This is a genomic window from Trinickia sp. (genome assembly GCF_051954495.1).
Lineage (GTDB): Bacteria > Pseudomonadota > Gammaproteobacteria > Burkholderiales > Burkholderiaceae > Trinickia.
Genome location: NZ_JBQCHR010000106.1, coordinates 1 through 15,236, shown reverse-complemented (window position 1 = coordinate 15,236; position 15,236 = coordinate 1). Strand labels below are relative to the sequence as shown.

Annotated in this window: 11 protein-coding genes; all 11 read left to right on the top strand. The window is 58.5% G+C overall.

Annotated features, from left to right (window positions below; genetic code table 11):
* Positions 1-1,335: DUF2345 domain-containing protein (locus ACTHNR_RS14450; protein ID WP_440548346.1), on the top strand; the 1,335-nt coding region annotated here is incomplete at its 5' end.
* A 3-nt stretch (positions 1,336-1,338) separates the two neighbouring features.
* Entirely contained in the window at positions 1,339-3,240 is a 1,902-nt protein-coding gene (locus ACTHNR_RS14445) for a phospholipase D-like domain-containing protein (RefSeq protein WP_440548345.1), read from the top strand.
* Between the two features lie 45 nt (positions 3,241-3,285).
* A complete protein-coding gene (locus tag ACTHNR_RS14440; RefSeq protein WP_440548344.1) occupies positions 3,286-4,935 on the top strand; it encodes a DUF6396 domain-containing protein in 1,650 nt (549 codons plus the stop codon).
* Positions 4,936-4,954: 19 nt separating this feature from the next.
* The gene (locus ACTHNR_RS14435) at positions 4,955-5,176 is read left to right on the top strand and encodes a hypothetical protein (RefSeq protein WP_440548343.1); all 222 of its coding nucleotides are present in this window, start codon (positions 4,955-4,957) and stop codon (positions 5,174-5,176) included.
* A complete protein-coding gene (locus tag ACTHNR_RS14430) occupies positions 5,169-7,229 on the top strand; it encodes a phospholipase D-like domain-containing protein (protein WP_440548342.1) in 2,061 nt (686 codons plus the stop codon). The genes ACTHNR_RS14435 and ACTHNR_RS14430 overlap by 8 nt, the downstream gene beginning before the upstream one ends.
* Positions 7,230-7,241: 12 nt before the next feature.
* Complete coding sequence (locus tag ACTHNR_RS14425) at positions 7,242-8,891, top strand: DUF6396 domain-containing protein (RefSeq protein WP_440548341.1); 1,650 nt, start codon at positions 7,242-7,244, stop codon at positions 8,889-8,891.
* Between the two features lie 19 nt (positions 8,892-8,910).
* Positions 8,911-10,566, top strand: coding sequence for a tetratricopeptide repeat protein (locus tag ACTHNR_RS14420; RefSeq protein WP_440548348.1), 1,656 nt, complete (start codon positions 8,911-8,913; stop codon positions 10,564-10,566).
* Between the two features lie 40 nt (positions 10,567-10,606).
* A complete protein-coding gene (locus ACTHNR_RS14415; RefSeq protein WP_440548340.1) occupies positions 10,607-11,056 on the top strand; it encodes a hypothetical protein in 450 nt (149 codons plus the stop codon).
* A gap of 124 nt (positions 11,057-11,180) precedes the next feature.
* A complete protein-coding gene (locus ACTHNR_RS14410) occupies positions 11,181-11,444 on the top strand; it encodes a PAAR domain-containing protein (RefSeq protein WP_440548339.1) in 264 nt (87 codons plus the stop codon).
* A 137-nt stretch (positions 11,445-11,581) separates the two neighbouring features.
* A complete protein-coding gene (gene tssL, locus ACTHNR_RS14405) occupies positions 11,582-12,802 on the top strand; it encodes a type VI secretion system protein TssL, long form (RefSeq protein ID WP_440548347.1) in 1,221 nt (406 codons plus the stop codon).
* 25 nt (positions 12,803-12,827) lie between these two features.
* The coding region (locus tag ACTHNR_RS14400; RefSeq protein WP_440548338.1) for a type VI secretion protein IcmF/TssM N-terminal domain-containing protein at positions 12,828-15,236 on the top strand (2,409 nt) is incomplete at its 3' end.

Below are 15,236 nucleotides of genomic sequence, written 5' to 3'. Positions count from 1 at the left end.
CCTTGGCAAGGCGATCGGTTCGGTGCGACTTTTCTGCCGAGGCGGGGGCAGGAAGTGCAGGTTGGTTTCATCAACGGCGATCCGGATCTGCCGATTATCGTCGGCAGCGTGGTCAATGCGTTCAATATGCCCGCGCATGCGTTGCCGAACAATCAGGCGCTTTCGGGTGTTCGCAGCCGGGAGATCGGTGGTGGGCGGTCGAACGGTCTTGTCTTCGACGACACCAACGGAAAAATTCAGACATTCCTGTTCAGCGACGAAGCCAGTTCGTGGTTCAGTCTCGGACACATGACGCGCATTGCGGGGCACGCCGGTCGTCAGGAGGCGCGCGGAATAGGCGCCGAGTTGCGGACGGACGGCAAGGTCGCCATACGTGGCGGGGAGGCGCTACTGCTAACGACGTTTAGTCGCCCCGGCGCGAATGGTGATGCTTTCAGTGTCGATGAAGTAGATGCGCAGCTTGCCGAATCTCAGACGCTTGCGGAAAACCTCGCGCGTACCGCTCAGTCAGCGAGCGCGAACGATGGAGAACAGACGCGCCTTGCATCTTCGTTAAAGGCTCAGGCGAGCGCTATTCGGGGCGGTGGCGAGCTGAAGCAATTCACGGATCCACAACTCTTACTTGCGAGCCCCACTGGCATTGCCGCGAGCACGCCCGAGCAGATTCATCTCAGCAGCGGCCGTGCAACAGCGGTCACGGCCGGTACGGATTTGTCCGTTACCACGGGAGGCGGCCTTTTCGCAAGCATGCGCAATGCCCTGCGCCTCTTCGTCTACCAAGCTGGCATGCGATTGGTGGCTGCGGCCGGCGATATCGACATCAAGGCGCTGAAGGACAGCATCAACTTGCTGGCAAAGCTCAACGTGACTGTCGTTGCCGACAGAATTCGCATCAGCGCACAGCAGGAAGTGGAGATTAGTGGAGGCGGCAGCTATACGCGCTGGAGTTCCGGTGAGATTCGAAGTGGGACTAATGGTGCGTTCGAGGTTCACTCGGCGGGACGCAATTTCACTGGTCCCGACAACATCGGAAAGCCGTTGGCGCCGATCCCCGTGGAAATGCCCGAGGACCTGCACTTCGCGTTGGCCGCGCTGACAGGCGAAGCGCATCGGTACGTGAACGAGCCCTACGAGTTGTTCAAGGGCGACGCGAAGATCGGCGAAGGCGCAACTGACGAGTTCGGTCGCGTGGTGATCAAAAACCACAAGACGGGTACGACAGCCTACCGCGTCAAGCTGAGTAATGGCGGCCAGTTCGACCTGAAGGTGAGCGATGCGCTAAATCGCGATCCGAAGCATTTTGATCTGCGCACGAACCGCGGCGAGCGGATCTGAACGTTGCCCGCACCCATCCATCATCTCCAGAACGACGAAATGGCTGAGCACCTTAAGACACAGAATTCGGTAGAAGTCGCGATTGACGAAGCGGGGCGTAATGCTCAAGGCACGGTGCAGTGGCTACTCGAAAACCGGACAGAAATTCCCATCACGTACGGCAACGCACTGAAATTCCTTATCTGCGGCCAAGAGGGCTTTCAGTCGCTGGCTAAGGACCTACGCGAGGCGCAAGCGACGGCGGACATTGTTTGCTGGGGTTTCGATCCGGGGATGGAGCTTGTCCGCGCGGGCGGAAAATGGAAGCGGGGGCAGACCTATGGCGAGTTGCTCGACGAAATCACGACGCGCCCCAACAATCCTGTTCGAGTTCGACTGTTGATTTGGGGCGGATTTGTGGCGTCGGTCGTACAAGACAACATGCCTGGTTTGACGGATCCGTGGGGCTCGCCGTACGAGAGCCGCGCACGCGACGAATACAGCCAAAGGTGGTGGCGAGACAATCTGCCTTCCTACCGCGGCTTCCGCGGAAAGAATCCGAACCTGCAAATTGTCCTGCGTACCATTGCCCGCGCGGATGTGGTGGCGTCGCTCGCGGCGATGCCGAAGGAGGAGGACGAGCCGGTTGATGACTGGCACAACCCGGTTGACGAAGGGAGTCTGCTGAAGAATTTCGCAACGCACCATCAAAAGCCGGTGCTAATCGACTATGCGTACGAAGGGGGTAGAAAGGCCGTCGGCTATGTGATGGGACTTAACTCGGTCACTGATTATTGGGACCGAGCCGCACATGAGATTGATGATCCGTTGCGAGAGGCTCGAGCCGAGAAAGCGATAGGCGCGGAGCGCACGCATGAGAGCGCTACGCAAGGCGTTGCCGCCAACGCCACTTATCGGCGTACCAAGCCGTATCAGGACTATGCCTGTCGGGTCGTAGGGCCGGCGCTAAAACGGCTGCACGAGAATTTCGAACGGGGCTGGAACGCTTTTGCTCCCCGGACGCAGAAAACAGAGGAGCTGACGCAGCTTCCGCCCAACATTCCCACCTTGCCAAGGAATCCCGCGCACAGCGTCCAGATCGTGCGTACCCAGCCGCAAGAGCGCGAAAAGAGCATCAAAGAGCTCTACTTTCAGGCGACCAGCTTTGCGCGCAACTACATCTATATCGAGAACCAGTACTTCTTCTATCCAGAGTTCGCGCGCCATCTGAAGAAGGAGCGTGCGAAGTTTTGTGATGCCTGGGCGCGTCTGCCCGACAAGCCGATAAGCGAGGTGCCGAAGCTTCACCTTTTCATCGTCATTCCGCATCCGGAAGATGACGGCTTAGTGCCGCGCACCTTCGATGCGCTGACGGAGCTTGGGGCGAGCGACACGATGCGTGAACAGGCAGCGTACATCGACGCTGGCAAACACCATCAGGACTATGCGCATGCACACAAGGGGACCAAGGGAAATATGGTGATCGATCGTCCAAGTCTGGAAGAGCTTCAAGGCAGCTTGGGCCTGAAAGTGAGCGTGGCGCGCTTGCGTACTAGTGGCCTCGACGCCAATCACAAGATGGCGTATCGGGAAATATATATCCACTCGAAGTTGATGCTGATCGACGATGTGTTTGTGACGCTGGGCAGCGCCAACGTCAACCAGCGCAGCATGGCGGTGGATAGCGAAATCAATATCGCGGCGACGGGGCAGGCAGCGGTGAGCGAGTTGCGTCAGCGTGTGTTTACGCTGCATTCCGGCGGAAGTGTCTTAGGGAGCGGAAATCGGAGTGAAATGTCGAGAGTATTTGAGAATTGGTCCAGGCAGATGGGAGCTAATCGGCTCTCGATGAAGAGCGGCGGGAACATGGAGGGGTTCCTTTTGCCATTCGAAGACCATCGCGCTACCTCTACGATGCACGCATAGACGACCTTCGGCCTGCGATACAGCCCTGAAGGGAATGGAGTTTCCATGACATTCGTATCTAGCCTTTACCGGATTGTCGTTGTCTTGCTATCCGTCCTCGCGGCTGACGCGCAGGCTGGCCCTGTGACATACATGACTAACATGCTGACTACTGCCATGTCCGATCTACCTCGTCACGAAAAACTGCCGCTGTTCAACCCGCACCGAAAAAGCTTCACATGCGTGTATCAGGAACAGCATGTGCCGCCCATCGATCCACAGGCCGAGCTCTTGTTTCAGCAGGCGCTTGCGCTGGACGACCGCGATGTGTACTACAAAGATCGTAATTACCCCAAGATGTTTGAGCTTTATCACCAGGCTGCTGAACGCGGCCACTGGAAGGCGATGCTTAACCTCGCATCGCTGATTCTCTCGAGCTATCCCGTGCCTGAGCACGATCCGGAAATTGCCGTGCGCTGGGTAGAGGAGGCGATGAAGCTGGGCGTAGCCGACGCCTACGACATGATGGGCGTCTATCACCAAAGGGGCGTGGTGCGCGGCGGCGGGGCGACTTCGGCTTATGCCTTCTTTCAACGAGCAGCGGACATGGGCAGCCCATCTGCATTGACCTTTCTGGGGGACAAACTGGGTGGAACCTACGATTACCCAGCCGAGGGGTTCTGGGGAAATCGTCCTATCGCGATTGAAATGCTGCAGTGTGCCGTAGCTCAAGGGTATGGAGACGCGGCATATGAGCTGGCGCTTCTGCAAACAAGCGGTTATTCGGACGCGGCAAAGAAAACGGCTCTCAAAACGTTTCACGACGGGGTAGCGATGGGCAGCGCGAAGTGCTCGCATACTCTGTCGAGCGAATTCGGCGGCTTCAATTTAAGTCGGGGCACCAACCTAGTGGGGCATGTGGATAACGCCCGCGCAGAACGCTATAGCAAGATCGGCGATGCCTTGGAGCACTACGGCGGCCGCTTGAAACTGCCCAATCTAGATAAGGTACTACCGCTACCGCCCGCCCCGCTGCCCAAATGGGACGGCAACGTTAAAACATTGATCGATGCGGCCAAGGCGGTGACGCCGCCTCCCAAGCCGAATCCAGGTGCCTCGCTCGAAGGCCGCGAATATGTGCCTGAAGGCCAGGGCGTGTTATCGCTCGCCGAAAGTTCCTACGCGGTGACGGGCGATCAGACTGTTCCGAAAACGGGCTATTGGTTGGCCACGTATGGCTTGTCGTCGATGACAAAGTCCGAACTTCGTTTTGCACGCAGCGGTCGTCCCGAACGTTATCGGACCGGAGAGCGCTTCGAAGCGCCGACACTGGCATGGCTCACGCCGGACCTCGTGCAATGGCACTTTCTAGGCGATGCACAGCCCGTGCCGCCAAGCCGAGACGTGTTTCTTAAGAAGATGGTCGATGCCGGTTGGATTCGACAAGTTCCTGCACTGGCGTCAACAACCGATGACTGTCACGGGTTGCAGAGCTGTCCTATTACGGGAATCTGGGAGAGCCGCATTGCCGATGATCATCCGCTCGCGGCTATCTACAACGTTTGGCACCAGCAAGCGTATGTGGAGCAAGGGCAGTTATTCCCCGCTCCGGAAAGCCGTTTTCTAGACATCGCCGCCGAACAGGTGCGGTGGACCTATCTCGGTAGTCCTAATCGTGACGGGGCGGCTCCGGGCGTGCGGGAAATTGCGGTATAGCGGGCGGGGAGGAATTCAAATGATAAGCCAGAGCTACTGCACGAATCTCTGCCGGGTGCTGCTCGTCTCGCTATTGGTGCTCGCGGTCGAGGCGCAGGCGGGACCGCTGATGTCCCTGACAAACAGACTGACCGTTGCCATGTCCGGTCTGCCGCGTTACGAAAAGCTGCCGCTGCTTAATCCGCATCGCAAGAGTTTCACCTGCGCATATCAAAAATCTCCAGAACGACGAAATGGCTGAGCACCTTAAGACACAGAATCCGGTAGAAGTCGCGATTGACGAAGCTGGCCGTAATGCTCAAGGCACGGTGCAGTGGTTTGTAGAGAACCGTCCCGCGAAGGACGGCAGGCCGGCTATTAAGGACGCGCCGCCCATTTACGCCGGCAACAGGCTGGCGTTCATGATTTGCGGCGAAGAAGGTTTTGCGGCGATCGCTAGGGACATCCGTGCCGCGAAGTCGAGCGTCGACATCATCTGCTGGGGATTCGATCCTGGCATGGAGCTCGAGCGAAGTGGCGCCGAATGGAAGCGAGGGCAGACCTATGGCGAATTGCTGGAGCAGATCACGACGCGAAAGGACAACCCTGTCACCGTTCGTTTGTTGATCTGGTACGACCAGGTAGCCTCGACGAAACAGAACAGCATGCCGGGGTACACGGACAACGTCGCGTGGACGTGGAATCTAAAGGTCCGCGTAGTCGCTCGGGACACGCCTTATGCAAACAGCAATCGCCATCGCTACTGCGTCGACTGGTGGGCGCGTCACCTTCCGAGAGGAAGCGGTAGCGGCGCCAACCCGCGCTTGCAAGTTGTTCTTCGCTCCGTCGCGAGCGCCGATGCAGTGGCGCTGTTGTCGACCAGCCCGGCAGAGGAGGATATGCCGAGTGAAAAGAAGACGGGGCCTGCCGTTGAGGCGATTGCTGGGATAACGGAAGCGAATCTGCTCGAAGACTACCCGACCCATCATCAGAAGCCGGTCTTGATCGACTACGCGTACGACGGTGGAAGCAAAGCGGTCGGCTATGTGATGGGGCTGAATTCTGTCACTGACTTTTGGGATCGGTGTGGGCATGAGGTGGACGATCCGAAACGTGAGCGCTGGGGGGCCGGGAAGGTCAAGGATGAGTTGGGCCATGAAAAGGTGACTGAGGGTCTTCAAGGGCCAGTTGCCTTTTCTGGGGCGAAGGCAACCTACCAACGGACGAAACCGTACCAGGACTACGCATGTCGCCTAGTGGGGCCCGCGTTGGAGCGGTTACATCAAAATTTCGAGAGAGGGTGGAAGGGATTTGCTCCGCAGAAGTGGCAAACGCGAGAATTCGCACAGCGGCCGCCCAACATTCCGATGCTGCCGCCAAATCCGGCTCATCGGGTGCAAATTGTCCGTACACAACCGGATGAGCGGGAAAAGAGCATCAAGGAGCTTTACTTCCAAGCGACCAGCTTTGCGCGCAACTACATCTATATCGAGAACCAGTACTTCTTTTATCCAGAGTTCGCGCGTCATCTGAAAAAGGAACGCGCGAAGTTCTGTCGCGCTTGGGCGCGGCTCCCCGACAAGCCGATGATTGACGTACCCGTGTTGCATTTGTTTATCGTCATCCCGCACCCGGAGGACGAGGGCATGGTGCCGCGCACGTTCGACACGCTGACGGAATTCGGCGCGAGCAGCACGATGCCGGAACAGGGCAAGTACATAGATCGCGGTGAGACGAGTCAGGACTACCGGAACGCTAAGAGCGTGTCGCATACGGATTACGTCTTGACTGACGCGGGGGCGGTAAAGGTCGTGCGCAAGCGCAAGGTGTTGGACCGACCGAGCCTGGAGCAGCTTCAGAAGACGCTGGGTTTGAAAGTCAGCGTGGCACGTTTGCGTACGAGCGGCCTGGATGCCAATAACAAAATGGCGTACCGGGAGATATACATCCACTCCAAGTTGATGCTGATCGACGACGTGTTCGTGACCGTTGGCAGCGCCAACATCAGCCAGCGCAGCATGTCGGTGGATAGTGAAATCAATATTGCGGCGACGGGGCAGGCGACGGTGAGTGAGTTGCGTCAGCGGGTGTTTGCGCTGCATTCCGGTGGTCTTGTTTCCGGAAGTAATGATCGTGAGAAAACAGGTAAGGTATTTGGAGATTGGGAAAAGAGAATGCAAAAAAACAGAGATATTCAGTTGGCGGGCATTGAGAATCTTCGCGGGTTTTTGCTTCCATTCGAAGACCATCGGGCCAGCGCGACTATGCATGCCTCGGTGACCATCCCATCATCCTGTAGCACGGCGGTGGTGTGAGCGGGGATGCCCATGCAATTCGCATCTCGCCTTTGCCAGATTCTCTTCGTCTCGCTATCTGTCCTCGCGGCTGACGCGCAGGCGGGACCTTTGACATCCCTTACTAACAAGCTGACCGCTGCCATGTCCGATCTGCCGCGTTACGAAAAGCTGCCGCTGTTTAATCCGCATCGCAAGAGTTTCACCTGCGTATATCAAGATCAGTACGTGCCACCCATCGATCCGCAGGCTGAACTCTGGTTCCAGCAGGCGCTGGCGCTAGACGACCCGGATGTCTATTACGAGGACCGAGACTATCCGAAGATCTACCAGCTCTATCGTCAGGCCGCTGAACGCGGGCACTGGAAGGCGATGCTCAGCCTCGCATCGCTGATTCTGTCGAGCTATGCGGTGCCTGAGCACGATCCGGAGATTGCAGTGGGCTGGGTAGAAAAGGCGATGAAGCTGGGAGTGCCGGATGCGTATGACGTGATGGGCGTGTATCACCAGAACGGCGTGGTGACGGGGGGCGGTGCGACTGCGGCTTATGCGTTCTTTCAACGCGCGGCGGACATGGGCAGTCCCTCGGCACAAACGTTTCTTGGCTACAAGATGGCCGGTAATTACGATGACCCTGGCGAGGGCTTTTGGGGAAATTTGCCTATTGCGGTGCAAATGTTGGAATGTGCTTTCGCCCAGGGATACGGCGATGCCGGTGAAAAATTGAGCTTGATCTACGCGCGCTCAGGTACCGTCGAGGCCAAACACCGAGCGCTGAAGGTGTTGCACGACGGCGTCAAACTGGGCAGCGCGAAATGCGCGAATAGCATTGAACCTGAATTCCGTGGCTTTGATTTGAACGACGGTACTAACTTGGTCGGTTACGTCGATATATCCCGTGCGGAACGCTACAGCGAGATTGCCAAAGTTCTGGAGCATTACGGCGATCGCTTGAAGCTTCCGAATCTCGACAAGGTACTACCGCTACCGCCCGCCCCTCTGCCCAAATGGGACGGCAACGTCAAAACATTGATCGACGCGGCCAAAGCAGTCACGCCGCCCCCTAAGCCGAATCCAGGTGCCTCGCTCGAAGGCCGCGAACATGTGCCTGAGGGCCACGGCGTGTTATCGCTCGCCGCAAGTTCCTATGCGGTGACCGGCGATCAGACTGTTCCCAAAACAGGCTACTGGCTGGCCACATACGGCTTGTCGTCGATGACAAAGTCCGAACTTCGTTTTGCACGCAGCGGTCGTCCTGAACGTTATCGGACCGGAGAGCGCTTCGAAGCGCCGATGCTGGCGTGGCTAACGCCGGACCTCGTGCAATGGCATTTTCTAGGCGATGCACAGCTCGTGCCGCCAAGCCGAGACGTGTTTCTTAAGAAGATGGTCGATGCCGGTTGGATTCGACAAGTTCCTGCACTGGCGTCAACAACCGATGACCGTCACGGCTTGCAGAGCTGTCCTATTACGGGAATCTGGGAGAGCCGCGTCGCCGACGATCATCCGCTCGCGGCTATCTACAACGTTTGGCACCAGCAAGCGTATGTGGAGCAAGGGCAGTTATTCCCCGCTCCGGAAAGCCGTTTTCTAAACATCGCCGCCGAACAGGTGCGGTGGAGCTATCTCGGCAGTCCTAATCGTGATGGGGCGGCGCCGGGCGTGCGGGAAATTTCGCTGTAGGGAGCGGGGAGTGATTCAAATGAAAAGCCATTGCTGCGCGAACCTCTGCCGGGTTCTGCTTGTCTCGCTATCGGTGCTCGCGGTCGACGCGCAGGCTGGCCCTTTGACATCCCTTACTAACAAGCTGACTGCTGCCATGTCTGATCTTCCGCGTTACGAAAAGCTGCCGCTTTTTAATCCGCATCGAAAGAGTTTCACGTGTATATATCAAGATCAGCACGTGCCACCCATTGATCCGCAGGCTGAACTCTTGTTCCAGCAAGCGCTGGCGCTAGACGATCCGGATGTCTATTACGAGGACCGAGACTATCCGAAGATCTACCAGCTCTATCGTCAGGCCGCTGAACGCGGGCACTGGAAGGCGATGCTCAACCTCGCATCGCTGATACTCTCGAGCTATCCCGTGCCTGAGCATGATCCGGAGATTGCCGTGCGCTGGGTGGAAAGGGCGATGAAACTCGGCGTAGCCGACGCCTACGACATGATGGGCGTGTATCACCAAAACGGCGTGGTGCAGGGGGGCGGTGCGACTGCGGCCTATGCGTTCTTTCAACGCGCAGCAGACATGGGCAGTCCGTCGGCACAGGCGTTTCTGGGCTACAAGGTCGCCGGGGAATACGATGATCCGGGGGAGGGATTCTGGGGCAACTTGCCTGTTGCGCTGCGAATGCTGGAATGTGCGTTCGCCCAGGGCTACGGAGATGCGGGCGCGAAACTTGGGCTGATCTACGCCCGCCCCGAGACGGCGGATGCCAAGTTGCGCGCATTAAAAGTGTTGCATGAAGGCGTCAAGTTTGGCAGTGCGAAATGCGCAGTTCGATTATCGAGCGAATTCCGCGGCTTCAATCTGATCGGCGGTACCAACTTGGTTGGGTACGTGGACAGAGCCCGTGCGGAACGCTACAGCAAGATTGCGAGAGCCTTAGAGCATTACGGCGATCGCTTGAAGCTTCCGAATCTCGACAAGGTACTACCGCTACCGCCCGCCCCTCTGCCCAAATGGGACGGCAACGCCAAAACATTGATCGATGCGGCCAAGGCGGTGACGCCGCCTCCTAAGCCGAATCCAGGTGCCTCGCTCGAAGGCCGCGAACATGTGCCGGCAGGCCAGGGCGTGTTATCGCTCGCCGCAAGTTCCTATGCGGTGACCGGCGATCAGACTGTTCCCAAAACAGGCTACTGGTTGGCCACGTATGGTTTGTCATCGATGACAAAGTCCGAACTTCGTTTCGCGCGCAGCGGTCGTCCCGAGCGTTATCGGACCGGAGAGCGCTTCGAAGCGCCGGCGCTGGCATGGCTCACGCCGGACCTCGTGCAATGGCATTTTCTAGGCGATGCACAGCTCGTGCCGCCAAGCCGAGACGTGTTTCTTAAGAAGATGGTCGATGCCGGTTGGATTCGACAAGTTCCTGCACTGGCGTCAACAACCGATGACTGTCACGGCTTGCAGAGCTGTCCTATTACGGGAATCTGGGCGAGCCGCATTGCCGATGAGCATCCGCTCGCGGCTATCTACAACGTTTGGCACCAGCAAGCGTATGTGGAGCAAGGACAGTTATTCCCCGCTCCGGAAAGCCGTTTTCTAGACATCGCCGCCGAACAGGTGCGGTGGAGCTATCTCGGCGGCCCTAATCGTGACGGAGCGGCGCCGGGCGTGCGGGAAATTTCCGCATAGGGTGCTTGGAATGACTTATTTGAAAAGCGAGGGTAGATCCATGCGTGAACAGGAAAGCGTTGCAATTGAGGAAGAGCAACGAGAGTTTCGCACGGGCGGGAAGGTCGGTGTCGTAATCGCACTCATTTACGCCTTCGTTCTCTACTTCTTGCACGATCTTTTCAATTTACTCGACAACGTTACAGGATTAACTGTCGAATTCGATCGAGATCGGGTGCTTCTTCCCATATTTTCGCGTGTTGCTGTAAGTCCTAGTGCTATTGCGATATGTCTTGGTCCCGTCGCAGTCATCTTTTTGACTCTGCGTCGCTTCGCTCGGTTTTGGGGCCTACTTGCAGGGTTCGTTCTTTCGGTTCTCGTGATGATCGCATTGCTGTTCGGCGCGTATTTCGCGGGGTTGGGGCTTCCCTGCGTCGGGGGTTGTCAGAGAAATTTAGGTGTGCTGTGGATATCTCCTGGATATCATGTACCTATAAATGAAGAGAATTGAGAAATATCTGCGCTGCTTTTATGGGGCGGCTCGGTCGCTGTGGATTTTTCGCATATCCATTCCGCCAGTGACGTCGAAAGTAAACAATTGTTAATTTGCAAAATCTATTTCAATGGAGGAAGCAATGACCCGACAAGTCATCGTCGCAGGCGACACACTCGCGCCCTATGGCGGCGAAGTTTTGAGCGGATCCGACGCGGACAAGATTGACGGCAAACCGATCGCACGCAAATCGGATCTTGTTCGCTGCGCAAAACATGACACCAACCCAATCGAGGAAGGAGACGATTCATTTCTGATCGATGGGAAGGCGGTCGCGCTTGAAGGACACCGCGCAGGCTGCGGATGCACGCTCGTTAGCCGACGCGCCACGCTGGCGATTTCTTAACGGGCACTAGGAATCCCACTCTTCGAATCATGCACGAGCGTGGGCCCGAGATGGGCCCCCGCTTGCACGGTGCGCTCGCCTATGCCCACGGAAAGGAAATCCATGAATTCACGAAACATCGTCCGGTACGTATTCTGATGAGTGATAAATCAACCGGTGCGCCATCACCGTCTACCCCCATTCGCGAGCGTCTGATTGCGGTACTGCAGGCGCGCAACCCCTTGCTCGAAGCCGCGCGTCCGCTGATACGCGCGCTGGCGGAGATGCCCGAGCAGTTGGGTAAAGATGAGCCGCTTGCGCTTCGCCTGCTGCTCGAACAGGAAGTACGTACGTTCCAGAAGGTATGCGAGCAGGCGAACATACGTCGCGATCACATGATCGGCGCTCGGTATTGCTTGTGTACGGCGCTCGACGAGGCAGCCGCGCAGACGGCATGGAGCAAGGAGGATTCCTCGGGGATCGAGTGGATTCGCCACGGTCTTGCGACCACTGTCCACGAAGATCGTCATGGCGGAGAGAAGGTTTACTTGCTGATCGCGCGCTTGCTGGACGAGCCGGAGGAACATCGCGACCTGCTGCAGGTGATCTACCGAATTCTCAGTTTGGGTTTTGAGGGGCGCTATCGGCATGAGCCAAACGGCGAGCGACACCACTATGCGATTCGCGAACGCTTATACAAAGAAATCACCGCGCATCGTGGACCGGCGCCGCTGCCCCTCTCGGTAAACGAACAATCGGACGTGATCGGTCGGCGTCGATCGTTTTACGAATTCCCGGTATGGATCACAGTGTCCGTGTTGTCGGCGGCTCTGCTCGCCACGTTCGGATGGTTTAAATACCAACTGATAAACCAAAGCGCGGAGGTGCAAAAACAAATCGCCGATATCGGCCGCATGATGCCGCCGCCCGCCGCACCCGCGCCTGCTGTTACTTCGCTCCGTCTAAAGCCGCTGCTCAAGAACGAAATCGCGGCCGGAACCGTCCGTGTCGATGAGGACGCGGGCCGTAGCGCGGTGATCTTCCGCGGCGATGCGATGTTCCCGCCCGGGGGCGTCGACGTAAAGGCTTCGATGGGCCCGCTCATCACGAAGATCGCCAAGGAAATTTCCAAGGTGCACGGCAAGGTCACTGTCCTGGGCTATACCGACAACATCCCCATCCGAAGCGGGCGATTTGCGTCCAACCAGGCGCTTTCCGAGGAGCGAGCCACGCAGGTCATGCAAATGCTGCAGGCCGCGGGCGTGTCGGCGAACCGGCTTGAAGCCGTTGGCAAGGGCGACGCAGCTCCCATTGGCGAGAACCGCACCGCACAAGGACGCGCACAGAACCGCCGCGTCGAAATCATCGTGGCGCAGTAAGCCCGATCCGCATCTGGAACTAGACATGAAGAAGGTCCTGCCGTTGCTGGCTTCGCGCCAGTCTCTTGCTGTTTTCGCGTTAGTCGTTGTTTCACTGGCCATCTGGTTTTTTGGGCCTCTCGTTTCATTCGGGGGACTCAAGCCGTTCGATGGCGTGGGCATGCGTGTGCTCTCGGTCGCTGTGTTGATGGCTGGTGTGCTGCTCTGGCTTGTTCGCTGGTCCATGAGCGCCGTCTTGGTGGCGTTGTTGTGCCTGCTGATCTGGTATGCGTCGCCGCTGCTTTCCTTTGGGCGGTCAACCCCATTCGCACTCGTCCCCGCGCGCGTGACTGCGATCGGTCTCGTGCTGGCGGTGTTCGCCATTCACTTGCTGATTCGTTTGCAGCGGCGGATGCGCGACGACAGAACCTTCCTCGAAAAGCTGCTGCATTTCGGCCGCAAACAAGGTGAGTCACCTGCCGCGCCCCGGTTGCAAGAGGTCACGACAATCGTGTCAGCCGCTCTCGCCCGTCTGAAGTCAATGCGAACGGGCGCGACAGGATTGGGCAAACTGTTTCAGGGCAAGCGCTACCTGTACGAAGTGCCGTGGTACCTGACGCTCGGATCGAAAGGCTCGGGAAAGACGAGCGCATTGCGCAACGGCGGCATGTCGTTTCCTGTCGCCGAGCAAATGCAGCGAGCAGCCGGCACGCTGCGGGCCGACGCTGGCGCTTTGGACTGGTGGCTGACCAACGAGGCCGTGTTGATCGACACGCCCGGCTACTACGCTCGTCACGGGGATTCGCCGGTTCGAAGCATCGACGGGGCGGCCGAGAATGCCGATACTGCCGTGGAAGGTGACACGGCAGGCGAGTCGAGCGGTGAAACGAAGGCCGGGCCGGCGATAGCTGACGCCAAGGCCGGCGGTTCAGGTCGCGAGGCTGTCGTTACCGCTGCGAATCCGAATGGCGCGGGCGGTTCCAAAGGCCGCGCCTCGGACATTGACCGCCGGCGCGTCGATCGCGAGGAATGGCTTGGATTCCTGTCGATATTGCGCCAGCGTCGGCCGCTTGCGCCGATCAACGGCGTGTTGCTTGCCGTCGATGTGGCATCGCTCGTCAGTGTCGACGAGGAAATCCGCGCTGCAGAGGCGAGTGCGCTGCACGCACGTCTGGCGGAACTGCGTGACCAGCTCGGTATTCAATTCCCGGTCTATTTGCTTGTCACGAAGATGGATCGGCTAGCCGGTTTCACCGAATACGTCGGGACGATGACGTCCGGGGAGCGGGTTCAGAAATGGGGGTTCCCGCTGCCGCATGGCAAGCGAACGGTCGTAAAGGAGGAGCTGCGGGCGCGTTGCCACGCTGAACTGCGCCAGCTAGCGGACCGTCTCGCGGACACCGTGGAAGCGCGCATGCAGGACCAATACGATCCTCGACAACGCAAACGGCTCTCGCTACTACCCGAGGAATTTCCGGCGCTCATTGGCCCACTGGTCGACTTGATCGATCGAATTTTTCTCGATTCCCGCTACGACACCACCGAATTGCATTCGTCGCTACGCGGCGTGTATTTCACGAGCGCGCTCCAAGCTGACAGCGAGATCGTGGCCGAGCGGCGCTCGGTCGTTCAACGCCTCGCATCGACGCAGGAAGAAAAAGACCGCGCCGTCGCCGTGCAGCGGCAGGAGGGGCATCAAAGCTACTTCCTCCACGACCTATTCAAGCGCGTCGTCTTCCCCGAGTCTCATCTCGTCACGCCGAACCTACGCTGGGAGCACCGCTCGCGTCTGGCGCGGCTGGTCGCCCACACGCTTGCGATCGCGCTCTTCGCCTGGCTCGCAATGGGCCTGTATGTAAGCTTCGGCCACAACCAAACCTATGCCGAAGCGATCGGCGCCAAGGCGCGCCCGCTTGCGGCCCGCGTCGCGCAGCTCTACAAAGAGCCGAAACCGCAAGCCGTGCCCGACACGCTCACCGAGGCGCGCGATCTGCCCGCTTTCCCCGGCCTGAACCTATCAGACCCGGACGCCTCATGGCGCTACGGCCTCTACACCCCGCCGAACATCGTGGCCGAAAGCCGCCGAACCTACGACGCACTCGAAGATCGTCTGTTGCTCCCCCAGATCGTGCAACGAATGGAGGCCGTCCTATCCAAGGCGATCGCGGACAAAGACGCCAAAACCGCCTACGACGTGCTGCGCGTCTATCTCATGCTCTACGACAAAGCGAAATTCCACGCCGACGACGTGGAAGCGTGGGTGCTTGACGACTGGGCCAAGAACGATAGCGCCGCCGTGTTCGGCGGGCGAGCATCGATGATCGAACATGTGCAGCAGCTGTTCTCTGGCAAACGCGTCGTGCAATCTCCGCTGATTCGTAACGATGCGCTAATCCAGCAGGCGCGCGCGTTCCTCGACGGCAGCAACGCCACCGACCGCCTCTATCAGCGCGCC

Bases quoted from the DNA above. Each gene is read 5' to 3' on its own strand.
- ACTHNR_RS14440 (WP_440548344.1), top strand. From the start codon at position 3,286: ATGACATTCGTATCTAGCCTTTACCGGATTGTCGTTGTCTTGCTATCC.
- ACTHNR_RS14435 (WP_440548343.1), top strand. From the start codon at position 4,955: ATGATAAGCCAGAGCTACTGCACGAATCTCTGCCGGGTGCTGCTCGTC.
- ACTHNR_RS14430 (WP_440548342.1), top strand. From the start codon at position 5,169: ATGGCTGAGCACCTTAAGACACAGAATCCGGTAGAAGTCGCGATTGAC.
- ACTHNR_RS14425 (WP_440548341.1), top strand. From the start codon at position 7,242: ATGCAATTCGCATCTCGCCTTTGCCAGATTCTCTTCGTCTCGCTATCT.
- ACTHNR_RS14420 (WP_440548348.1), top strand. From the start codon at position 8,911: ATGAAAAGCCATTGCTGCGCGAACCTCTGCCGGGTTCTGCTTGTCTCG.
- ACTHNR_RS14415 (WP_440548340.1), top strand. From the start codon at position 10,607: ATGCGTGAACAGGAAAGCGTTGCAATTGAGGAAGAGCAACGAGAGTTT.
- ACTHNR_RS14410 (WP_440548339.1), top strand. From the start codon at position 11,181: ATGACCCGACAAGTCATCGTCGCAGGCGACACACTCGCGCCCTATGGC.
- tssL (WP_440548347.1), top strand. From the start codon at position 11,582: ATGAGTGATAAATCAACCGGTGCGCCATCACCGTCTACCCCCATTCGC.